Raw genomic sequence first — 21,462 nt, 5'->3', positions numbered from 1 at the left:
CTCATGCACACCGTTTCCCCTCCACCCCTGCGCCGGATTGGTGCCGAGCTCCTTTTCCGGTCCACCATGTGTGCCGGGTCCAGGGCCTTCTGGGATGTCCGGATCCAGGGTGCCGACCGGCTTCCGGACGGCCCCTGCTTCATCTACGGAAATCATTCAAACAACTATGACCCATTCATCCTGAACCTGTTCACGGAGTTGGGCCAGTCCACGGCCGGCGTCATGACCATGGAGCACGTGGAGCGGGGCCTGGTGGGTTGGTTGTTCCGGTCAGCAGGCATTGAGGGGACGCGCAAGCATGAACCCGAACCGCACCTCATCCGACGCATCTACCGGATGCTGGAGGACGGCCGGAGGGTCGTGATCTTCCCCGAAGGAGGTCGCCGCTGGGATGGACGCCCCGCCCCCTGGATCCGTTCAACGGCCAAGATTTTCCAGCGCGCCGGGGTCCCGGTCCATCCCGTCCTCATCCATGGGTCCTACGTCTCCTGGCCGCGGTGGGCCCGATGGCCCCGACCGGCACACGTCGTCGTAGAACCCCTTCCTGCGGTCGACCTGACCGACTGCCGAACGACGGACCAGGCCATCCAACGACTTGCCCAACCAATATCGGCCGATGAAAACCGGGTGGACCAGAGCATCCAGCCCGCATGGGCCTGGCGGCCGGCCGATGGCATTGAGCGGCTTCTTTATCGCGATCCGGACAACGGCGCTTTCCATGTCTTCTCCTCCCCTGACGGCAGGACTGTCATGGACCGCCATGGCATGCACCGGTTCACGGTTCGTGCAGACAGCCACCTGATCCAGCCCGACGGGCAGGTATCCAACTCCGCCGACCTGTACGCCCGGATCCGTGACCTGGAATTGATTCCCGCACCGGATGGCCGCATCCTGTCTCATCCCGCCCGTATCCGGACGGAACACGACACCAGCCGGGGAAAAGCCTGGTCTCCGTGGCGAACGGGCATGGCATCGCTGCACGTGGACCACGTGCAGATGGACGATCACATCCTGCCTCTGGAGCACATTCGCCACATGGCCCTGGAGCGCAGCGACCGGATCTGGCTCTCGGGGGCCGGGCCGCGCGTATATTGCCACTTCCCGGAGCCGTTCAGCGTGCTGGCCTGGTACGATACGCTCCTCCGACTCGCCCCCCATATCAACGCTTGAATGGACGCCTGGACGCTTGAACTGACGGTTGGAGACCTGTTGCTGGACATTTCCATCCTGGGAGGCTTGCTGCTGGCGGGCACCGTCCTGCGGCGCCAGGTCGGGTTCTTCCAGCGATACCTCGTGCCCAACAGCCTGATTGCCGGCTTCCTTGGCCTGTTTCTGGGTTCAGAGCTGTTCAACGTCCTGCCCCTCGATGCATCCCGGATGGGCGCCTACGTCTATCATCTGCTGGCCATCACCTTCATCGGCATCGGCTTGCAGCGTTCCTCCGATCGGCACACCGTCGGTGCGGTCCACCTCGGATTCATGCAGGTTTCCATCATGCTCATCCAGGGCATTCTTGGCCTGGGCATCACCCTGACAGCGGCCTGGATGATCTTCCCGGATCTGAACCCGGGCGTTGGACTGCTCCTTCCCCTTGGGTTCGCCATGGGTCCGGGCATCGCCTATTCCGTGGGCCAATCCTGGAACGCGTTCGGCTTCGTGGACGGCGGTAACATCGGCCTCACGATTGCTGCCATCGGGTTCCTTGTGGCCTATTTCCTGGGCATGTTCCTGGTCAATCGATCCGGAGCAGACACCACAGACATCCCCGGGCTCCGTTCCGGTTTCCTTCCGGACCATGACCGCCCCGTAGGCTCGAGACTGTCGTTTTCGGGAGCGGCTATCGAACCGCTGGCCGTCCACGTTGCGCTCGTCGGCGGGTTATACTACCTGACCTACCTGATTACCGTCGGCCTGGCCGGAATCCTGGAATCAGCGGGACTGGGACGGGAAATCCCCATCCTTTGGTCCTTCCATTTCATCCTGGCCAATCTCGTGGCCATGGGCGCCCGGCGCTTCGTACTGCGCGGTTGGGCCGGGAGCTGGATGGACGACGGAATGGTGCACCGCATGACCGGGACCTTCGCAGACTACCTGATTGCGGCCTCCATTGTGGGTATCAGCCTGACCATTGCGTGGCAGTTCGCGCTTCCGGTACTGGCCGTTTGTGTGGCGGGAACGCTCGGGACCTACATGTTCCTCCGGTTCACTATCCGGCGCGTGTTCGGCACCCACTTGTTTGAGCGATTCATCGGCATGTTCGCCCAGATGACGGGCAACATCAGTTCCGGGCTGGCCCTACTTCGGGTCACCGATCCGGAATACCGGACTCCCGTTGCCCAGGAGCTGGTGCTGTCCAGCGGCATGGCCATGGGATTGGGGTTCCCGTTGCTGCTGGCCATCAACCTGCCCTACACGATGTATGGTGGATCCCGTACCGGCTTTGTTGTGTTGATCAGCGTGTTGGTCGCGTATCTCGTCGTGCTGACCGGAGCATGGTGGTTGTTCAGCCGGTCCCGAGCCCGGACCTGATTGGAACGCCGCGACCTGAATGACCGTTCATCTTCTGCATTAGCCCGAGTCCCACCCGCGCCCCCCCCCGAGTACCCATGCCCAGACGCTCTCTTCCCGGTCTCCTCGCGGCCGGTCTGTTGTTCGCATCGTGTGCCTCTGCGCCCGAAACGGCCCAGGATGTCGTGGATCGTGCCATCCTGGCGCACGGCGGGGATATCATCGACGCATCCCGCATCACCTTTGAATTCCGCGGCGACCGGTTCGTCCTGGATCGCCATGACGGCCTTTTTTCCTACGAGCGACACCGAACAGACACAACGGGCACAGCCATCCGCGAAGTCATCAACAACGACGGGACCTTCCTGTACCACGATGACCGTTCCATGCCGGTGGATTCCCTCACGAACCGACGGATTGGCAACAACGTCAATACCGTGGCCTATTTCACGTTGCTGCCCATCCCCTTGAATGATCCTGCGGTCATCAAGGAGGACCTTGGTCGCGTTGAAATCAAGGGAGAACCGTACCGCAAGATCGGAGTCACCTTCACGCCCGATGGCGGCGGTCGCGATTACCAGGACCGGTTCCTGTTCTGGATCCACGCGGACCGCTACACCATGGACTACTTCGCCTACTGGTATTTCACGGACGACACCGGGTCGCGCTTCCGCTCGGTGGATGGCGTGCACGAAGTTGCCGGAGTCCGCCTGCAGGATTACCTGAACCTTGCCTACGATGGTCTCGATTTTGATTCCATCAACCGGTACGATGCGTTGTACAACGCCGACAGCCTCCGGCTCGTATCGGAGGTCCGGATCTCAAATGTCCAGGTCGAACCCTATTGAACCCTTTACCAACCCCTTGAACACCATGAAACGCCTATTCCTTTCCTGTTCTTCGCTCCTGTTGCTGACCCTGCTCCTGGGGACGCCCGGTACGGTCCATGCCCAGGTGGAAGTTGTACCTGCTCCAGACGCCCGGCCCAGCCCCATCCAGATGGCGGCCACCTCGCTGGGTGACACGTTCATCAAGGTGGTCTATGGATCGCCACGAAAGCGCGATCGCGAAATCTTCGGGGGCCTGGTTCCATTCGGGGAAGTATGGCGCACCGGGGCCAATGAGGCAACCGAAATCCTGCTGACCGGCCCTGTTATGTTCGGGAGCGCCCATGTTCAGCCGGGGATCTACAGCGTGTTCACCATCCCGACCGAAGACTCCTGGACCGTTATCCTGAACAGCGTGGTCGGACAGTGGGGCGCCTTCTCACACGACACGGAAGCCGATGTACACCGGATTGAAGTACCGGCCACGACGGTGAACCAGATGCATGAGGCCTTTACCATCGGGTTCGCAGAAGGCACGGACAGCCGTACGGAAATGATCCTGAATTGGGACCGGACGGAAGTCAGGATTCCGATCATGGCCCACTGACCGGCTCAGGTACCCGTTACGCGGATGGCTTCGGCAACGCTGGTCTCCCCGGTGATGACCAGCTGCCGGGCCGCCTGTTCCAGAGTGACCATACCGTCGGCCACAGCCGCGTCGCGCAAACCGTCCTCGTCGACGATGTCTTCCGAGGCCATGATAATCGAGCGGATTTTCTGGTTGAACAACATGGTCTCAGCGATGGCGCGCCGGCCCTTGTAACCGGCTCCCTTGCAGGTCTTGCAGTTCGCGTGACCGCCGGCCTGGTAGAACGTCGCTCCGTAGATGTCGTCGGGTTTGAATCCGACGTGCTCGAGGAAGACGAAATCCGGATTGGGATCCGGTATCCTGCACGTCGGGCACAGGTTGCGAACCAGTCGCTGCGCGACCACGATGTTGATGGCATAGGCAATCAGGAACGGCTCGACCCCCATCTTGAACAGACGGGAGACGGCGCTCGGCGCATCGTTCGTATGCAGGGTCGAGAACGTGAGGTGACCCGTGTTGGCCAGCTTGATGGCCAACTCAGCGGTCGGGCGGTCGCGCATCTCCCCGACCATGACCACGTCCGGGTCGTGACGCAGGATGGCGCGCAGGGCGCCTTCCAGGTCAAGCCGCGGTCCGAGTTTGATCTGGCGGACGCCCCGCATGAGGTACTCGACAGGGTCTTCCACCGTGAGCACGTTGACCTTGGGCGTGATGACCTGATGCAACGCTGCAACAAGCGTCGTGCTTTTTCCCGAGCCGGTCGGCCCGGTCAGGATGACCATTCCATGCGGTTGACGGATAGCGTCCTGGAAGCGACTGTAAGCGTCCTCGGCCAGTCCGATCTTGCGCAGGTCCGTGAGTACCTTCCGGTCATCCAGCACCCGGATAACCACACTTTCCGCATGCAGCCCCTGTTGCCGACTGGCAATCGGCAGGACAGAGACACGGAACCGGATCATGGTATCGTCCACCCAGCGCTGGATGTATCCATCCTGTGCCGTGTCCCGGTCGAATCGGTCCACATTGGTCGCATTGTCCTTGACCACAGCCAGGAATGATTCCGGGCGGACCGATTCCTCCATGTGCCAGGATTGCAATTCGCCGTCAATGCGCATGTGGATTTCAATGAATCCGTCCTGGTTCGGGTAGATATGGATGTCACTCGCTCCGCGCTTGACGGCCTCAATGAGAGCGGCTTCAAACAAATTGATGAGCCGCGAACGGCTCATTTCAGCTTCCAGGGCATCCTCGTCGACCAGACCAGCCTCGGATTCGAACGAGGACCCCATGTCGAACGTCGCCGGCTCGTCCTCCAACCGATCCAGGAAGAGGTTGCGCTGCAGGAAGGTCTGGCTGACCAACCGCCCTACGACGTCCTCGGGTGCGTATTGCACCTCGAATCGTCTCAGGCGCATGCCTTGGACCAGTTGATGGACCTCTGGACGCGTCGGATCGTGGGTCGCAAAGAGCCAACGGGGCTCCCCGGTCGCGGGATCACGATCCTTTCCGACAGGCATGACATAGTGTTCGACCATATCATCCCAAGCGTCATCGCTGAACGATTCCCGCTGGGCGTTCACGAACGCGATGGCCCGCTCCTCGTCTATCTTGGCAAAGGTGAACGCATAGACCCTGGCCGCCTCCGCAAAAACCTCATTCGAGTCGAGATCGTTTGACAGCGCGAGCATGCGCCACAGGGGTACACGGATGCCTTTGTTCCGGGTGGCCTGCCATTCTCCCCAGGCGGCACGCAGCGTGGCATCGTCCAGGACGCCCTTGCGTCGCAGGCGAACGACTACGCGATCCCGGTCCGCAACGTTCTGCAGCTCGGGCTCAAGTGGGGTCTGGATGGCCGTATGGCTCATGTTCTGTTTCCTGGATCAGGCGGCTTTGCCATATCCGGTATCGTCCGGAAGCACCACCTTCTTCAGTCGGGGACGTTCCTGTGCGCGCGTTTCGCCGATGGCGCGTCGAACGGCCGGAATGCATGCAGTCATGTCCCGCTGGAGGTCAAGGACCGTCGCGTGGTCCGCATAAACGATGTCCGGACGCAAGGACGGGATGGACTCTGCCGTGGCCCTGACCTCTCTCCGGGACGGATCGTGGGAGGCCAACCGGATGCTGGTGGCAAGATGCGGATGATCACCGTGCTCCACGACCGGAACCAGTCCGGCATCGAACAGCCGCTTCCAGTCCATGCGCGGAAAATGGGATGCGAGCAGATCGGCCAGTACCAGCGAACCCATTTCACAGATCAGTATGGGTCGATACCCGTAGATGCGTGCTGCCAGACGATGGAGCGTGTCGGCGATTGTCGGATGCGCCTGTGCAATGTCCCTCCACGTGGCATCCGGGTCCATGCGCGCCACGATATAATGGGGCAATACCTGCTCCCGACGGGCCACGTCAAGGACGCGATCGAAGCCCATGGATTGCACCAGAGCGCCGAATTCCGCATCCTCCTCCGGGTTGAAACCGCTCAGCAGGATGGAATCCAACTCCTCTTCGGGTTGGACCCTCCAGGTTCGTATGGCGTCAAGGATCTTCATGGTTATCGTATCGGTCGTTTTGACGGTCCGTTAAGGGCATTGAACATGCGTTTTTGACGGGCACGGCCGCTCGACGGGTTACGAAGTCCTGCATTCCGGGTCTTGGGGTCTCACTGAACCCGAGGAAATTGAGGAGAAGGATCATGAACCGTTACCCAAAAATCCAAAAGGCAGGCATTCCAGGCTCGATAACGCTGGTCCTGGCCATGCTGCTGGCCGCCTGCGACTCGTCGTCCGTGGTGGATCATGCCGACGTGATATCGCCGGTTTCGCCCGACAACCACATTGAGACCGTAGACATTCCGGTCGAGACCATTCCAACGGTCACATCCCCGAAAACGCTGGTGCGCGCCTTGGATGATCGCGTCTTGGTGAAGGCCCGTGCGCGCGCCGCTGCGGCGACACCCGACCAGATCCGCGCCCTGGTGCTTGCCCGCGAAGCCGCCGAGGAGGTTATTGCCCTGAACGGAAACGTGACACCCGACGTGCTGGACAACATGGTACAGCAGGCGAACATGGCACTGGAACCGTTCTTCAATGCGGAGGATGCCGTCTATCTGTCAGCCGTTGCGCGGAGACTGGACGAACTCGGACTTTCACCAGCGGACGTGCCTGCATTGACGAAATCACTTCAAGTTGAAGGCTCACTGTCGAAAACCGGCCCCTGCGATCGGGCGTGTACAACAGCGTACATAAACAATGTTACCCAAATCGAGCTGGCTTATCTCGGTGGTCTCCTCGGCTGCACAGCGACCGGACCCGGTGTACTCCTGTGCTTCGGCGGCGTAACGGCGGCAAAAACCGTTGCCATGGTCACCTCGACACTTGATTACACGGCATGCATTGACGCATGCCGGGAAAACAATTGAAACTGCCATGAAAGACGAACTGACGCGTGCCATAGAAACCCTCGTTCCCTATCGCTGGCTCTTCATAGGACTCGCCATTGTCGCTGCAGCCGTGGGAGGCTGGTTTCAATGGGTGTTATACCGCGATTACAGCATCCAGCCCCATTGGTGGATGGAGTTGGGGTCCCATGGGATGTTGCTTGTTTCCCTGTTCGTTTGTGGCCTCGGCTACTGGCTCGGGCGAAAACGGCAGAACCCGGACGACAAGAAATGACCGGATGTGGCCGGGGCGGGCCGGACGGCCTGCCCCGGCTACGTTCCTACTTCGACCAGGACACGCCCGCGCGTCTCGCCGCGAACGACGCGTTCGCACATCTGCGGAACCGCGTCGAGAGGAATGGTTTCGGCAAGCGAGGTGAAATCCCGATTGCGGGCGAGTTCGGCTATCCGCTGCCATGCGACTTCCCGAACGTCATTCGGACACGTATTCGAGTCGATTCCGACCAGACGTATGCCCCGGAGGATGAAGGGAAACACGGTGGTGTGGACATCCGCACCCGCCACCAGTCCGCACGCCGAAATGCATCCATGACGCGCGGTCGTACTGATGATGTGCTCCAGCGTGGTCCCTCCAACGGAATCGATGGCACCGGCCCACCGGGCAGAGTCGAGAGGTCGCTTGGCACCGGTCTCCAATTCGGAACGTTCAATAATGGCGTCTGCCCCCAGATCGGTCAGCCAATCCCGATGGTTCATGGAGCCTGTCGAGGCCACGACACGATAGCCTGCTGCAGCGAGGCTCATGATGGCAAATGAGCCCACGCCGCCGCTCGCCCCCGTGACCAGGACATCACCGGCATCCGGGTTTACGCCCGCATCCTCTATCTCCATGGTTCCGAGCATGGCGGTCAGTCCGGCCGTACCGGCAATCATGGCTGCCCGTGGATCCATATCCGTCGGAAGCGGAAGCAGGTTCTCCGATTGGACGCGCTGGAGTTGACTGTATCCACCCCAAACGTTCTCACCCAACCCCCAGCCTGTGCAGAGGACCCGATCACCTGACTGGAAGCGATCCGAGGACGTCTCGATGACCTCACCGGCCAAGTCGATTCCCGGGACGAACGGATACGCCCCACGGATGATTTTCCCGTTCCCGGTCACCGCCAACGCATCCTTGTAGTTGATGGCCGACCAGTGGACCCGGACCAGGGTGTCGCCCCCTTCGGGGAGGTCGTCGGGGGACAGGGACCGAAGTCGGGCCCGGGGAGTCGTCGTGTCGTCCACGAACAGGGCTTGGAAATGCATGATTGAAAAACCAGGGATTAACAGGCTGTACAGTGCTCAGGGAGTATCGTAAAGCGGTTCAAGAAACATGGTCGAGGTGCCGTAGGCCCGGTCCCACCGTTCGCGGGCGCCCTCGCTTGCTCCCAAGAGTACCACCTGGCCCATGGTCCCGTCAAACCGAACCGACACCTGGGCGCTCAGGTCCGACCAGTTGCTGCGCAGCCCGTCCTGCCACTGCAAGTCGATGGTGGCCACGTACATGCGATCCAACGGTTCATAGGACCATTCGTCAATGAATACATACGCTCGTCGTAACCCGAATCGCCCCTTGAGTTCGTCCAGGATTTTTTCGCCGGCCAATTCCACCAGGCGTGCCACCTCCTCCCGGCGCTCAAGCGTCGATTTGCTCCGGACCACGACGGTATCGATGGCTACGGATTCCAGCGTCTGTCCCAATCGGGCCCGGAGATCGAACACGACGGCTGCGGAGTCGGCATCCAGCATCGCGGACTGGATGTCATAGCGGAGCAAGCGGAAGTTGTCCTGACGCGCCAGGATCAGACGGTTGTCTCCCTGCTTCACCGGGATCTCCACCGACGGGTTGGACGATCCAGCTACGCGGATGGACAGAACGGTTTCCGTTCGACTGGAGCGTAAAAGGGGTTCCCAATCGTCCGTCCCGAAGCGTTGTCGGTGCAATGTGTACCGGAGCGTGTACGAACCACGCTCGTATCCACGATCTTCCGTCGGGAAGGCAATATCGGCTTGTGGAATCATTCGCTTCGGGGATGCCGAAACGGCGTACTGGTCACACGCCGTGCCGGCCGCGTGGAACCCGCACACGTCCACCAGCAGGCGTTCGCGATTCAACAATCCGGTATCGTCGATGGCGATTGTGCCGGGAGATCCACGGTAAAGGGTGTCATAGGATGCACGGAACAGGGTCACCATGACGGAGTCGGGCTGGACGTTCTCCGTGCCTCCCACCAAGGGGTTCAGCCGGAACGTCGTGGAGACCGCAAGGGTGTCCCATGAGGTGCGTTCCACGCGCAATTCCGCCACCTCGAGTGAGGCATTCCAACGACAGCCGGCGAGGGCAGCAAGGAATCCGACGGCCACCAGGGAGACCAAACAAGCGCGGATGGTGTTCATGGTGCTTGTTACCCTTCCAACAGCCCATCTGTTGCAGCCCGATAGAAAGCGGCCACATGCAGACCATGGGTAATCCGACCGTCCCGGATGGCAGCATCCACTTCCCGGACTGACAACGAGATCACACGCAAATCCTCCGTGCTGTCCGGTGAAGGTGGGGCTACACTGCGCGCATGTCTGGCGAGGAATACGTGTCCCACATTGTCATGCCGGGATGGGTCGGGGGCCCATCGGCCGAGTCGGATCCAGGACTCGGACACGTGCCCCGTTTCTTCCAGCAACTCTCGACAGGCACCCTCCAATGGCAATTCGTCCTCGTCCAACATCCCGGACGCGAATTCAAGCGATAACTTGCCGGTACCGTGACGGTACTGCTCCACCAGAATCAATTTGCCGGTCACGTCCTGGCACATGGATAGCGTCCAGTCGGGATATTCGAGAACGTGGTACTCCGGCAAGACCTGGCCGTCGGGCAATCGGACCTCGTCCACACGCAGCTTCATCCACCACCGTTCAAGCAGGTAGCTGCGGGACAGGACGGTCCAGGGCGCCGGGCGATCAGACATGGTGCGGGTTCATCTGGTGGCAAAGGGGACAAATACAACAGGCGCTTCTGCGTGATCCCGTGGAACGGGAGGACTATCTTGCCGTGTAAATGAAACTGCAAACAGCTGGAATCCAACGCATGTCGACCGAACCGACCCTGACCACCTCCGCTCCGTCATCCTCGCTTCTCGTCGCGGATGATTTCCTTCCCATCAATGGAACTGATTACGTCGAGTTCTTTGTCGGAAACGCGAAACAGGCCGCCTACTTCTACATGGCTGCGTTCGGTTTCCAGGCGCTCGCCTATGCCGGCCTCGAAACCGGTCTCAGGGATCGTACGAGTTTCGTCGTGCGCCAGGGCAAGGTCACGTTTGTGTTCACGTCATCCATGCAGCCGGACACCGCTGTCTCACGACATGTCAACCTGCACGGAGACGGTGTCCGGGACATTGCCATGTGGGTCGATGATGCACGGAAAGCCTTCAAGGAGACCATGTCCCGTGGGGCCACGGCCGTGCGGGAGCCTGAAGTGCTCAAGGATCAATACGGAGAAGTCGTCGTGGCGGCCATCGAGACGTACGGTGACACCATCCACACGTTTGTGGAGCGCCGGGCCTACGACGGCGTATTCCTGCCCGGCTTCGTGGCGTGGTCCAATCCCCACTTTGCACCGGCTCCGGTCGGCCTCAAGTATGTGGACCATTGCGTAGGAAACGTCCACCTGGGTGACATGAATCGCTTCGTGGACTTCTATTCGGACGTACTCGGATTCAGGAACCTGCTATCCTTCGATGACAAGGATATTTCAACGGATTACACGGCGCTCATGTCGAAGGTGATGGCCAACGGCAATGACCGGATCAAATTTCCCATCAACGAACCGGCTGCCGGCAAGAAGAAAAGCCAGATCGAGGAATACCTGGACTTCTACCACGGCGCCGGTGTCCAGCACGTGGCCATGGCCACCGATGACATCATCCGGACGGTACGTGACCTCCGGTCACGCGGTGTGGAATTCCTGCAGGTACCGGAATCCTATTATGACATCCTGCCGGACCGGGTCGGCACCATAGACGAAGAACTCGCTCCTCTCAAGGAACTGGGCATCCTGGTGGACCGCGACGACGAAGGCTACCTGCTGCAGATCTTTACTCGACCGGTTCAGGACCGTCCAACGGTGTTCTATGAGATCATCCAGCGGAAGGGTGCCCGTTCATTCGGAAAAGGCAATTTCAAGGCACTGTTCGAAGCCATCGAACGGGAGCAGGAACGCCGCGGAAACCTCTGATACGCCTACAGCCATGCCACACTATACACGACTCGGTTCCGTTCCCCACAAACGGCATACGCAAATGCGGAAGCCTGACGGCTCCCTCTACAGCGAAGAAGTCATTGGTGCAGAAGGATTCAGCGGGATATCATCCATCGCCTATCACATCCACCCACCCACCATCGTGGACCGGGTGGCCGACCCCATCCCATGGCGGGTGGAATTTGCCGACCTGGACTTCCTGCGGCATCGCCACATCCATGGCTATGACGTTCCGTCCTCGGGGGACTGGTTGGCATCCAGACGGTATATCATGGGCAATTCGGATGTCCGGCTTGCCGTGTGCTCGCCGAGTGAACCCATGGACTACTTCTATCGGAATGCGGTGGCCGATGAGATGGTCTATGTGCACGACGGCGAAGGCGTACTTGAAAGCCCCTTCGGTCCAGTGCCCTTCCGCCAGGGCGACTACGTCCACGTCCCGCGTACCATCACCCACCGGTGGAAGGTCACAAGCCCCGCCTGCCGATTCCTCGTCATTGAGTCATTCTCGGAAATCCATCCCCCGAAGCGGTATCGCAATGCGTTCGGGCAGTTGCTGGAACACAGCCCCTACTGCGAACGGGACATCCGTCCGCCGACGGAACTCGTCACGATTGACGAGACCGGGGAGTTCGAGGTCCGCATTGCCAAGAACGACTATCTCCATCGTCTCTTTTTCCGGCATCATCCCTTTGACTTCGTCGGTTGGGATGGATACATGTATCCCTATGCTACATCCATCCACGATTTCGAGCCCATAACCGGACGCATCCATCAGCCACCTCCGGTACATCAGCATTTCGAAGGGCGGAATTTCGTGATCTGCTCCTTCGTGCCGCGTAAATACGACTACCATCCCGAAAGCATACCGGCACCGTACAACCACTCCAACATCGACTCGGACGAGGTCCTGTACTACGCAGAAGGGGATTTCATGAGCCGCCGTGGTGTTGGACGGGGTTCATTTACGCTCCATCCCGGTGGCATTGCCCATGGTCCGCATCCCGGCACCGTGGAAGCGTCCATCGGAAAGGAGGCCACGGAGGAGTTGGCGGTGATGGTCGACACGTTCAAGCCGTTGCAGCTTACGAAACACGCCCTTGCCAACGAGGACCCGGGCTACATGCTCTCCTGGCGACCGGAACTGTACGACTGAAAGGCTCTACTACAGGTCCTCCGCGTCTTCAACAGCCTTCTAGAAGGCTGTTGAAGAAGTGGAGGGCCCCTCGAGCGAGGGTCTTACGAGGCGCAGACGAGGAAGGGCGACGACGCGATGCCGTAGTATCGTGGAGGAGCCATGACAAAGTATCCGCCCGTAACCCCCTCGCTCCCAAAGGGTTCGGGCGGCATGACATCATCTTCGGTGTTGTTCCTCCTATGAGTAGCTACGGCTACGCAAACGTCGGAACGCCTGGAATCTGATGTCATGGCGCTCCGAACGAGGGGTCCTCCACTTTTTCAACAGCCTTCTAAAGGGCCTCCAGGCACCACAATTCGTGGCCGGTCCCCCCTTCGTTTGCCGCAAAGCACATCTGCGTGCCGATGGCGGCGAAGTCGGTCGGAGAGCTGGAATTCGGTCCGGGGCGTATGTCCCGGACCAGCTCGGCGTCCGTGCCGTTGGAACGCCATACTTCGGCACCGTGCGCCGCCGTACGCGCCGTAAACCACACCCATTCGTCGTTGAAGGTCGCGAAATGCAACGGCCCTGAGCCTTCCGGGCCCATGTGGATATCACGCACCATCCGCACGCCTGCCCCGTCGGCAATCCACAATTCTGCACCGGTCTTGCCATCATCCGCCGAGAAGAACAGGCGATTCCCGCTGGCGAACAGATTGGACGGCGAACTTCCCTGCGCACCTTCAGCAATATCGACCACCAGTTCGATGGACCCTTCCGGGTTGATCCGATACAGTTCCTGGCCCATTTCAGCCGTCGATGCCACGAAGTAGAGTGTATTGTCCACCACAGTCAACTGCGTCGGCGAGGAACTGGCCGTGCCTTCGTTCAGATCGGAGACCAACGCAACCACACCGTCTCGGAGTCGATACAGTTCGATGCCGGTTTCCGGGGCAAATGCAGAGAAATACAGTGCATCGCCCAGAACCGTCAGGAATTGCGGCCGACTGGACGACGTTCCGGGGTTGATGTCAGCAACAAGTTCAGCCCCGGATCCGGGGACGAATCGATACAGTTCACTTCCTGTGGTCGATACGGTCGCCATGAAGTACAACGCGTCCTCGAATACCGTCAGTCCGACCGGATTGGAACTGGAAGGCCCCGCTTCCACATCCGCGGCCAACGTGGCTTCCGTACCGTCGTATTGCCAGAGTTCGAACCCGATCTTGTGGTCATTCGCGGAAAAGTAGAGGACATCGCCCATGACCGTCTTGCTGCGGGGATCCGAGCCACCCCGGTCTTCACCGATGTCCTTGACCAGACGGGCACGGCCGTCTTCCAGCCGGAAGAGCTCCCGGCCGTAAGGCATTCGACTGGCCGTGAAATACAGTCGATCCTGCCAGATGGTGAACCGGGAAGGCACAGCGTTGCCGATACCCGGTTCAATATCCGTAACGCGTTCCAGGCCTGTACCATCGTACTTGAACACTTCTACGCCATACGCCGGATCGGCCATCTGCATATAGAGGGCCCCGTCAAACAGGATCATCTCATTCGGATTGCCCGAGTCCGGACCGGGCAAATGGTCGGAAATCAATCCTTCCATTGTCGACTCGGTTGAGCAACCGGCCACGAGGAGCATGAACAATACAACCAGGGGCAGACGGGGCATGGGTTCTGAACGATTTGGGGGGTTCCGGGTATTTCGCAAGGTCCAATAGAACGAACGTCCCGCAATTTGGTTTAGCGAAAAGACAACCGACTGAAACCGTACGTTCCAACCCTGCAACCGTTCATGCCACTGCCTTCCACGACCTTTCCCTTCGATCAATCCGTGGCCTGGAGCCCGAATCCGGACTGGATTTCCAGATCCAATCTCCAGGCATTCATGGATCGATACGGGATACCGAGTCTGGATGCCCTCCAGGAGCGCTCGGTTTCCCAACCCGAGTGGTTCTGGGACGCTGTCCTGAAGGATCTGGATATCCGCTTCGAGCGGCCCTATTCCTCCGTCATGGATCTGTCCAAGGGGGTGGAGTTCCCCGTCTGGTGTGTGAACGGCCGCATGAACATCATCCACAACCTGCTGGACAAATGGCAAGAGGACCCGGATACCCGTCTTCGGCCTGCCATCATCCAGGAATCGGAAGACGGGTCGGTGGACACGCTTACCTACGCAGAGTTGAACGATGCCGTCTGCCGGTGTGCGAATGCCCTGCACTCCTTGGGTTTGGTAAAAGGCGATGCCGTGGGGCTCTACATGCCCATGACGGTGGAACTGGCGGTGGCCTTCCTGGCCATCATCAAGATTGGAGGCGTCATCCTGCCGCTCTTCTCCGGATACGGCCCGCAAGCCATTGCCACGCGACTGAATGATGCGGGTGCGAAAGCCCTCTTCACGGCCGACGGATTCATGCGCCGGGGCAAGCAGATTCCGATGAAGGAGACGGCCGATGAGGCCCTGACGATGGCTCCCACCGTACGCCACGTCATTGTCCAGGACGCAACCGGCCGCGACGGAACGCCCATGACCAGCGGTCGGGATGTCTGGTGGTCGGCTTTTGTCAGCGGACACGGAGCCGTGGCTCCCACGGCGTCCACGTCGGCGGAGGATACGCTGATGATCATCTATACGTCCGGAACGACCGGCCGGCCGAAGGGTGCCGTCCATACGCATTGCGGTTTTCCGGTAAAGAGTGCCCAGGACATGCGCCAGGCCATGGATGTGAAGCCGGGGGACGTCGTCTACTGGATGACGGACATGGGATGGATGATGGGACCCTGGCTCGTTTTCGGAACGCTCGCGTTGGGTGCCACCATGGTTTTCTATGACGGGGCACCGGATGTCCCGGACGCCGGACGGGTCTGGCAGTCCGTGGCCTCCCATGGCGTTACACATCTGGGCTTGTCCCCCGTCCTGGTGCGAGCCCTCATGCCCCACGGAACGGAGCCCATCCGAAGCCGGGATGTGTCTTCCCTTCGTGCCATTGCTTCCACGGGCAGCCCGTGGGACCCCGACTCCTGGCTTTGGGTTTTCCGCAACGTACTCGACAGCCGGAAGCCCATCCTGAACTATTCGGGCGGAACCGAGATCAGCGGCGGAATCCTGTGCGGGAATTTTTTCCGGCCGCTCAAACCATGTTCGTTCTCTGGTCCGGTGCCCGGAATGGCCGCAGATGTCGTCGATGAAACCGGTTCCTCCATTCGCGGTGCCGTAGGTGAGTTGGTCATCCGTGGCCCATGGATCGGGATGACCCGGGGTTTCTGGAACGACAACCCCCGATACATCGAATCCTATTGGAAGACGTTTCCCGGTGTGTGGTTGCACGGTGATTTTGCCGCCGTGGACGACGATGGACTCTGGTTCATCCTGGGAAGAAGTGACGACACCATCAAAGTTGCCGGCAAGCGACTTGGACCAGCCGAAGCCGAGGCCATTTTGAATGCCCATCCGGCCGTCGCGGAGAGTGCAGCCATCGGTATTCCTGACGACGTGAAAGGCGAAGCGCTTGGCGTGTACTGCGTGCTGAATCCCGGCTCCGATCCGACCACGGATCTCCGGAACGCGCTTTCCGCGGCCATCGCCGCGGAATTGGGCAAACCCTTGCGCCCCGCGTTTGTCCGCTTCACCACCCAGTTACCCAAAACCCGCAATGCGAAAGTCATGCGTCGCCTGGTCCGCGCGGCCTACCTGGGTGCAGATCCCGGTGACGTGTCCAGCCTGGAGGATCCGACTGCCCTCGACGCCATCCGGAGTGCCTCATGACGGAAACCACCGCCTCATCCCCACGTCGCCGGCCGTGCACCGTCATGCTGCCGTTGCTTCTTCTCGGACTGGCGCTGTCCATGCTTCCTCCCGATCTGCGCGCGCAGTCCCCTCCGCGTGCGGAATTGCGAGGAACCGTGATCGACGCGGAATCGGGTCTTCCCCTGGTGGGCGCGCACGTCTTCATTGCCGGTTCCATGGCGGGGACCGTCACGGACCGACAGGGGCGCTATATGCTGAGTGGACTGCCTGCAGGCGCCCATCGCCTGTACGTGTCCATGCTGGGCTACCAGCCGGATTTCAGGGACATCCTCATCCGGTCGGTGCAGGTCCTTACGTTCGACTTCGAACTCTCGGAGGTGGTCCTGGATGCCGGAGAAATTGTCGTAGAGGCTGAGCGGGACGACAAGTGGTTGTCACGACTGGAACGATTCACGCGCGCCTTCATCGGTGAGACGCCCAATGCGCAGCAGACCACCATCGTGAATCCGGAGGTACTTGATTTCGAGGAGCATCGCGGCACGTTCCGCGCCACCGCACAAGCGCCCATCATCATTGAAAACCTGGCACTCGGGTATCGGATACAGTATTTCCTGTCGGATTTTGCCATTACGCCTACCCGTGTTCAGTACGATGGGGAGCCCCTGTTTGAACAGATGCAGACGGACAACCCGGAACAGGCCCGGTTGTGGGACGAGAACCGTCGCGTTGCCTTCATGGGCTCTTTCCGACATTTCGCACTGGCCCTGCTTGCCGGTCGTGTCGAGGCGCAAGGCTTCAAGACGTGGTCCCGTCCCACGGCGGGTGGCCAGGGAATACAGGGAGATACCCGGTTTCCGTTGGATCCTGCAAGCTTGATAACGCCCGGTGATTCGCCCGGAGAATACCATCTCCACTTCGAAGGCGCGGTCGAGATTGCCTTCATGGGCGAAATGGAGCATCCGGAATACCTGTCACAGGGAAATCCGGGAGCCCGGGACGGCAGACGACGCCCCTCCTTCCAGACGTCCTGGTTGACCATGGAAGACGGTCCGACCGTAATGGACTACAAGGGCGACATCCTGAACCCGTATGGAATCACGTTCCGTGGATACCTGGCATGGCAGCGCGTTGCCGATGAAGTCCCACGGGAGTACAGACCGGGATCCTGATGCCTTCCGGGCGCTATCCCACGAATGCGTGTTCGAAATGCTCAATCCTGGGAGCTGACGCGTCCCCGCGGATGGATATCACGTCGAACCGGCACGGTGTACCCTCCATTTTCCGTTCATGGAGCCAGGCCTCGGCCACGGACATCAGGTTACGCTGCTTCGCGGCACCGACGGCGGCTTCCGGCGATCCGTACGTACCGGTCCGTCGCCATTTCACCTCCACGAAGACCAAGTCACCGCCCCTCTCGTAGTCACGTGTGGGCAGGAAGGCCACCAAATCGACCTCGGCACGCAGGAATCGATAGTTCCGGTCCAGGATGATGTACCCTTTCTCTTCAAGGAACGTCGCGGCCAAATCCTCGCCACGGGCTCCGGTTTGCTGATTCCTTGATGGCATCGGTTGAGGTTGTCGGGGCTGGTGAATGGGCGCAGCAACACGCCCGGGGAGGGTTCTTAGGAATTCCGAAGAACGCAGGGAACGGATGCGTGTTCTATACTGTCTGTGCAAGTACCAAAACCCATCCACCCTGTGTACGTAACCTCCGGCATCATTACGCTGACGACCGATTTCGGCTCCAGCGACGGGTATGTTGCGGCCATGAAAGGTGTCATGCTCGGGCTGGCCCCGGATGTCCGGCTGGTTGACATATCCAATGACATCGCCCCGCAGGACGTCATGGGTGGAGCCTTCGTGCTCCGCAACGTGTGGTGGCATTTTCCGGTCGGGACCGTGCACCTCGCCGTGGTGGACCCGGGAGTGGGAACGACGCGCCGGGCCATTGCCATGCGTTACCGGGGACATACCTTCGTAGGACCCGACAATGGACTGTTTTCCCTGGTACTCAGTGGAGATGAACCGGAGCACGTCGTGCTCCTGGACAAACCTCGTTTCTGGGGAACGCCCACACCCAGTCCCACCTTCCATGGCCGTGACATCTTTGGGCCGGTTGCTGCACGTATGTCTGCCGGCCTGTCGATGACGGCAGCCGGCACGCCGGTGGATTCGGTCATGCGCATGCACTGGGCCCTCCCCATCTCGGACGATGAAGGGACACAGGGATGGGTCGTACACGTAGACCGGTTCGGGAACTGCGTGACCAATATTTCTGCACAGGAACTGGAATCACGCAGGAGGGGCCGACCGGTGAAATGCTATGCCGGCAATGCCATTATTCCCAGTTTCAGTGCCACCTATGCCGATGTCTCACCCGGCGATGCCACACTGCTGGTCAACAGCAACGGACTCGTCGAAATTGCCATAAACAACGGGAATGCATCCGAAATGCTGAATATCCACAAGGGTGCTCCTGTAAACGTTCTGTTTTCCGATGACAAATCCTGATTCCGATGCACCGGACCTCATTCAGGTCGCTTGGGCGGCGGCGCAACTCGTGGCCGACTCCAGGGAGGATGCCGTGCGTTTGGTCGAGCGGCTGTTTTCCGAAGCCGAGCCGACCAACGAACTGGACGTCATCACGAGACTGGAGCGGATGACGTCGGGAGTCCGGAGTCGCCCTCACGGGATTTGGACCCTTTCCGTCCGCCGCGACGCGTTGGACCGCACCGTACGCGAGTTGCTGGCATCCTTGCCGGCCGAACGCAGGTTGGCCATCTTGAGCGCATGGATGCCCGTCAATCCCGAAGGCGAGGCCACCCAGACTGAGCGGACGGTGTTTACGTATGCCGTTCGCCGCAGGATGGCGGATGGGACCGCACGCCAGCTGGACGATACGGAAATCAGGGATGCCCTTTTCCGGGTCCTGGGATCTTCCGCCCCACCCGTTCCCAGTGAACTCCGTACCCGTATTGATGCCGCACTCCGTACACGCCATCCCGGTCCGGGCGGCCCCGTCGTTCATCCGAAACGGATACATCCAGCCGTTCGATTCGGGGGGGCACTCGCAGTCATCCTGATTGTGTCGCTCATAGGTATCTGGGTTGGTCGTCCCACACATCCGACGGACCCCGCGGCGAGTGCCCCCCCGAATCTGTTTGATTTGCTCGCCTCAGGATCGGAAAAGACCGTGCTGTATACGGGACCGAGTCCAGTGCAGGCAGAGCGGGTCCTCCTGGACCAATTCGGTGCGCGGATTACCGTCCCCGGAATCACGGACGGACGATTGGAAGGGGCTTCATCCATGGATCTGGCCGGGCAGGTGGACGTCCCCATCCTGCACTATGAAATGGATGGGGGGCCGGATCTGGAAGTGTTCGTCATATCGTACCGCCTCCTGGACGAGTTCCGGTATGACTTTGCGCTGAATCCCGCGTCCATGACACAGTTGGCCGCTCCGGACGGCGTGGATATCACGGTCAACGGAAATGTGGCCCGGGCAAGCTGGCGCTACAGGGACGACATCTACACCGTGTTCACGACGGCAGACGACCCCGCCGGCATCCGGTCCCGCTTCGTCTATCCCTGATTCCGGGAGGAATCAGTCCACGGGAATCCGGATCCGGAATGTGGTCCCTTCACCTGGTCGGGACGCGTGCAACGTAAGCGTGCCGCCGTGATAGTCTTCGACAATCCGTTTGGCCAGACTCAACCCGAGACCCCATCCCCGCTTCTTGGTCGAATAGCCCGGTCGGAAAATATTCCTGAATTGCCGACGGTCGATGCCCTTGCCCGTATCCATGACGTCAATCCGGGCAAATCCGTCGTGCTCCGATGCAACGATATCTATCCGTCCGCGCTCGGTTTCCATGGCATCCATGGCATTCTTGAGCAGGTTCTCGATGACCCATTCGAACAGTTCTGCATTGACCGGTGCCGCCAGGTCCGTAGGAACGGACACACTTATCCGAAGGAACGCCCCTTTGCGGGGAATCCGGCGTCGCATGTAATCGGTTGTCGCCTCCAGGATGGGTCCAAGAGGTTGTCGCTCCAATTTGGGCATGGATCCGATGTCCGAAAAGCGCGTGGCTACGCGATTCAACCGCGCAATATCCTGTTCCACCTCATTCACGGTTTGCCCGATGGATCCGTCCGGGTCGGGCTGTAGACGGAGCATCTCCATCCACCCCATCAGACTTGAGATGGGCGTCCCCAGTTGATGGGCGGCTTCCTTCGCCATCCCGACCCACAGGCTGGACTGCTCGCTCCGACGCACGTAGGAGAAGCCCACGTAGCCGACGACCACGAACAGGCCCACGAACACCAATTGGACGTACGGAAACCAGCGAAGCGCAGCGACGAGATCCGACTCGCCGTAATACAGCTTCTGGACCAGGCGCTGGGGTGGATCGGTGTCGAATTCAACCACGATCGGAATCGGGTCGTACTGGGCTTCCAGATCCGCCTGGATGGCCGAAAGTCGGGCCTCAAGATCCATGCGTTCGTCTTCATCCAGCCCGGCGAACGAGAGTTCCTCCACATCCAGATTATTCCAGATGGTGTATGTGCCCGCCGTTGAATCGTAGACCAGCGCCGGAATCGTGAAGGCATTCGGAGTCAGGAACGCATCCAGGATCACGGACACACTTTGTCCGGAAGGCATGCCCTGTGCCCAAGCCAGCGAGCGCACCATTCGGCTCAGTTTGGCATCGGTCCAGCCGACAAACGGCTTCAATTCCGGGACCAGCCCTTCGAGTTCACGGAACTCCTGGCGGTACGTATTGCCTGCCTGCGCAGACACGGGCAATTCCTCAAGCGCCCGTGCCCACATCTCCACCATGGCAAATTCCCGTTCCTTCAGGCGTTCGACCAAGCTGTTGGTGTACCACAGCGAGGAGACCGCAATGACCATGGCGAACCCGATCAGACCCAGTTTCAGGTTGACGGATACGCGATATGCCTTCATGCCGTACTCCCGG

Annotated in this window: 20 protein-coding genes; 12 read left to right on the top strand and 8 right to left on the bottom strand. The window is 60.2% G+C overall.

What is annotated here, in order from left to right; genetic code table 11:
* The first annotated feature begins 3 nt into the window (after nucleotides 1-3).
* From RIE53_06445 to RIE53_06430, 4 genes are all read left to right on the top strand, one after another.
* Nucleotides 4-1,170, top strand: coding sequence for a lysophospholipid acyltransferase family protein (locus tag RIE53_06445; GenBank protein ID MEQ9104321.1), 1,167 nt, complete (start codon nucleotides 4-6; stop codon nucleotides 1,168-1,170).
* Nucleotides 1,171-2,529 carry a hypothetical protein gene (locus RIE53_06440; protein ID MEQ9104320.1) on the top strand — a complete coding sequence of 453 codons (1,359 nt, stop codon included), beginning with the start codon at nucleotides 1,171-1,173 and terminating at the stop codon, nucleotides 2,527-2,529. It begins immediately after the preceding gene.
* 77 nt (nucleotides 2,530-2,606) lie between these two features.
* Nucleotides 2,607-3,356, top strand: a complete 750-nt coding sequence (locus RIE53_06435; GenBank protein MEQ9104319.1) for a DUF6503 family protein — start codon at nucleotides 2,607-2,609, stop codon at nucleotides 3,354-3,356.
* A gap of 25 nt (nucleotides 3,357-3,381) precedes the next feature.
* Nucleotides 3,382-3,942, top strand: coding sequence for a DUF2911 domain-containing protein (locus RIE53_06430; GenBank protein MEQ9104318.1), 561 nt, complete (start codon nucleotides 3,382-3,384; stop codon nucleotides 3,940-3,942).
* A gap of 5 nt (nucleotides 3,943-3,947) precedes the next feature.
* Here RIE53_06430 and RIE53_06425 read toward each other — a convergent pair whose 3' ends face one another.
* A complete protein-coding gene (locus RIE53_06425) occupies nucleotides 3,948-5,789 on the bottom strand; it encodes a GspE/PulE family protein (GenBank protein MEQ9104317.1) in 1,842 nt (613 codons plus the stop codon).
* Nucleotides 5,790-5,804: 15 nt separating this feature from the next.
* Nucleotides 5,805-6,473 (bottom strand): hypothetical protein, encoded by a 669-nt coding sequence (locus tag RIE53_06420; GenBank protein ID MEQ9104316.1) that lies wholly within the window; start codon nucleotides 6,471-6,473, stop codon nucleotides 5,805-5,807.
* A 143-nt stretch (nucleotides 6,474-6,616) separates the two neighbouring features.
* On the opposite strand from RIE53_06420, the gene RIE53_06415 reads away from it, so the two are divergent.
* Nucleotides 6,617-7,342, top strand: a complete 726-nt coding sequence (locus RIE53_06415; GenBank protein ID MEQ9104315.1) for a hypothetical protein — start codon at nucleotides 6,617-6,619, stop codon at nucleotides 7,340-7,342.
* Between the two features lie 7 nt (nucleotides 7,343-7,349).
* A complete protein-coding gene (locus RIE53_06410; protein ID MEQ9104314.1) occupies nucleotides 7,350-7,595 on the top strand; it encodes a hypothetical protein in 246 nt (81 codons plus the stop codon).
* A gap of 38 nt (nucleotides 7,596-7,633) precedes the next feature.
* On the opposite strand, the gene RIE53_06405 is transcribed toward RIE53_06410, so the two are convergent.
* Genes RIE53_06405 through RIE53_06395 form a run of 3 tightly spaced genes read right to left on the bottom strand, consistent with a single transcriptional unit; the run spans nucleotide 7,634 to nucleotide 10,323 of the window.
* Complete coding sequence (locus RIE53_06405) at nucleotides 7,634-8,626, bottom strand: MDR family oxidoreductase (protein ID MEQ9104313.1); 993 nt, start codon at nucleotides 8,624-8,626, stop codon at nucleotides 7,634-7,636.
* A gap of 36 nt (nucleotides 8,627-8,662) precedes the next feature.
* Entirely contained in the window at nucleotides 8,663-9,757 is a 1,095-nt protein-coding gene (locus tag RIE53_06400) for a hypothetical protein (protein MEQ9104312.1), read from the bottom strand.
* Between the two features lie 8 nt (nucleotides 9,758-9,765).
* On the bottom strand, nucleotides 9,766-10,323 hold the full coding sequence (locus RIE53_06395) for an NUDIX hydrolase (GenBank protein MEQ9104311.1): 558 nt from the start codon (nucleotides 10,321-10,323) through the stop codon (nucleotides 9,766-9,768).
* 119 nt (nucleotides 10,324-10,442) lie between these two features.
* Between RIE53_06395 and hppD the strand changes: the two genes are divergently transcribed.
* Both hppD and RIE53_06385 read left to right on the top strand, forming a co-directional pair.
* On the top strand, nucleotides 10,443-11,591 hold the full coding sequence (hppD, locus tag RIE53_06390) for a 4-hydroxyphenylpyruvate dioxygenase (protein ID MEQ9104310.1): 1,149 nt from the start codon (nucleotides 10,443-10,445) through the stop codon (nucleotides 11,589-11,591).
* A gap of 13 nt (nucleotides 11,592-11,604) precedes the next feature.
* Entirely contained in the window at nucleotides 11,605-12,771 is a 1,167-nt protein-coding gene (locus RIE53_06385) for a hypothetical protein (protein ID MEQ9104309.1), read from the top strand.
* A 313-nt stretch (nucleotides 12,772-13,084) separates the two neighbouring features.
* On the opposite strand, the gene RIE53_06380 is transcribed toward RIE53_06385, so the two are convergent.
* Nucleotides 13,085-14,404: a hypothetical protein gene (locus tag RIE53_06380; GenBank protein ID MEQ9104308.1), complete on the bottom strand. Its 1,320-nt coding sequence runs from the start codon at nucleotides 14,402-14,404 to the stop codon at nucleotides 13,085-13,087.
* Nucleotides 14,405-14,527: 123 nt separating this feature from the next.
* Between RIE53_06380 and RIE53_06375 the strand changes: the two genes are divergently transcribed.
* Both RIE53_06375 and RIE53_06370 read left to right on the top strand, forming a co-directional pair.
* The gene (locus RIE53_06375; GenBank protein ID MEQ9104307.1) at nucleotides 14,528-16,498 is read left to right on the top strand and encodes an AMP-binding protein; all 1,971 of its coding nucleotides are present in this window, start codon (nucleotides 14,528-14,530) and stop codon (nucleotides 16,496-16,498) included.
* 44 nt (nucleotides 16,499-16,542) lie between these two features.
* A complete protein-coding gene (locus tag RIE53_06370) occupies nucleotides 16,543-17,649 on the top strand; it encodes a carboxypeptidase-like regulatory domain-containing protein (protein MEQ9104306.1) in 1,107 nt (368 codons plus the stop codon).
* A 13-nt stretch (nucleotides 17,650-17,662) separates the two neighbouring features.
* On the opposite strand, the gene RIE53_06365 is transcribed toward RIE53_06370, so the two are convergent.
* Complete coding sequence (locus tag RIE53_06365; protein MEQ9104305.1) at nucleotides 17,663-18,046, bottom strand: YraN family protein; 384 nt, start codon at nucleotides 18,044-18,046, stop codon at nucleotides 17,663-17,665.
* 132 nt (nucleotides 18,047-18,178) lie between these two features.
* On the opposite strand from RIE53_06365, the gene RIE53_06360 reads away from it, so the two are divergent.
* Both RIE53_06360 and RIE53_06355 read left to right on the top strand, forming a co-directional pair.
* Nucleotides 18,179-18,991 (top strand): SAM-dependent chlorinase/fluorinase, encoded by an 813-nt coding sequence (locus tag RIE53_06360; GenBank protein ID MEQ9104304.1) that lies wholly within the window; start codon nucleotides 18,179-18,181, stop codon nucleotides 18,989-18,991.
* Entirely contained in the window at nucleotides 18,978-20,072 is a 1,095-nt protein-coding gene (locus RIE53_06355) for a hypothetical protein (GenBank protein MEQ9104303.1), read from the top strand. The genes RIE53_06360 and RIE53_06355 overlap by 14 nt, the downstream gene beginning before the upstream one ends.
* 12 nt (nucleotides 20,073-20,084) lie before the next feature.
* On the opposite strand, the gene RIE53_06350 is transcribed toward RIE53_06355, so the two are convergent.
* Nucleotides 20,085-21,449 carry a HAMP domain-containing sensor histidine kinase gene (locus RIE53_06350; GenBank protein MEQ9104302.1) on the bottom strand — a complete coding sequence of 455 codons (1,365 nt, stop codon included), beginning with the start codon at nucleotides 21,447-21,449 and terminating at the stop codon, nucleotides 20,085-20,087.
* Nucleotides 21,450-21,462: the final 13 nt, after the last annotated feature.

This window comes from Rhodothermales bacterium, assembly GCA_040221055.1.
Classification (GTDB): domain Bacteria; phylum Bacteroidota; class Rhodothermia; order Rhodothermales; family UBA10348; genus 1-14-0-65-60-17.
This window is presented reverse-complemented; position numbering and strand designations above follow the sequence as displayed.

What these genes read in the sequence shown, in the direction of transcription:
- RIE53_06400 (MEQ9104312.1), bottom strand. Translation starts at nt 9,757, where the DNA reads ATGAACACCATCCGCGCTTGTTTGGTCTCCCTGGTGGCCGTCGGATTC.
- RIE53_06410 (MEQ9104314.1), top strand. Translation starts at nt 7,350, where the DNA reads ATGAAAGACGAACTGACGCGTGCCATAGAAACCCTCGTTCCCTATCGC.
- RIE53_06435 (MEQ9104319.1), top strand. Translation starts at nt 2,607, where the DNA reads ATGCCCAGACGCTCTCTTCCCGGTCTCCTCGCGGCCGGTCTGTTGTTC.
- RIE53_06385 (MEQ9104309.1), top strand. Translation starts at nt 11,605, where the DNA reads ATGCCACACTATACACGACTCGGTTCCGTTCCCCACAAACGGCATACG.
- RIE53_06395 (MEQ9104311.1), bottom strand. Translation starts at nt 10,323, where the DNA reads ATGTCTGATCGCCCGGCGCCCTGGACCGTCCTGTCCCGCAGCTACCTG.
- RIE53_06355 (MEQ9104303.1), top strand. Translation starts at nt 18,978, where the DNA reads ATGACAAATCCTGATTCCGATGCACCGGACCTCATTCAGGTCGCTTGG.
- hppD (MEQ9104310.1), top strand. Translation starts at nt 10,443, where the DNA reads ATGTCGACCGAACCGACCCTGACCACCTCCGCTCCGTCATCCTCGCTT.
- RIE53_06350 (MEQ9104302.1), bottom strand. Translation starts at nt 21,449, where the DNA reads ATGAAGGCATATCGCGTATCCGTCAACCTGAAACTGGGTCTGATCGGG.
- RIE53_06375 (MEQ9104307.1), top strand. Translation starts at nt 14,528, where the DNA reads ATGCCACTGCCTTCCACGACCTTTCCCTTCGATCAATCCGTGGCCTGG.
- RIE53_06380 (MEQ9104308.1), bottom strand. Translation starts at nt 14,404, where the DNA reads ATGCCCCGTCTGCCCCTGGTTGTATTGTTCATGCTCCTCGTGGCCGGT.
- RIE53_06365 (MEQ9104305.1), bottom strand. Translation starts at nt 18,046, where the DNA reads ATGCCATCAAGGAATCAGCAAACCGGAGCCCGTGGCGAGGATTTGGCC.
- RIE53_06415 (MEQ9104315.1), top strand. Translation starts at nt 6,617, where the DNA reads ATGAACCGTTACCCAAAAATCCAAAAGGCAGGCATTCCAGGCTCGATA.
- RIE53_06445 (MEQ9104321.1), top strand. Translation starts at nt 4, where the DNA reads ATGCACACCGTTTCCCCTCCACCCCTGCGCCGGATTGGTGCCGAGCTC.
- RIE53_06370 (MEQ9104306.1), top strand. Translation starts at nt 16,543, where the DNA reads ATGCTGCCGTTGCTTCTTCTCGGACTGGCGCTGTCCATGCTTCCTCCC.
- RIE53_06440 (MEQ9104320.1), top strand. Translation starts at nt 1,171, where the DNA reads ATGGACGCCTGGACGCTTGAACTGACGGTTGGAGACCTGTTGCTGGAC.
- RIE53_06420 (MEQ9104316.1), bottom strand. Translation starts at nt 6,473, where the DNA reads ATGAAGATCCTTGACGCCATACGAACCTGGAGGGTCCAACCCGAAGAG.
- RIE53_06425 (MEQ9104317.1), bottom strand. Translation starts at nt 5,789, where the DNA reads ATGAGCCATACGGCCATCCAGACCCCACTTGAGCCCGAGCTGCAGAAC.
- RIE53_06405 (MEQ9104313.1), bottom strand. Translation starts at nt 8,626, where the DNA reads ATGCATTTCCAAGCCCTGTTCGTGGACGACACGACGACTCCCCGGGCC.
- RIE53_06430 (MEQ9104318.1), top strand. Translation starts at nt 3,382, where the DNA reads ATGAAACGCCTATTCCTTTCCTGTTCTTCGCTCCTGTTGCTGACCCTG.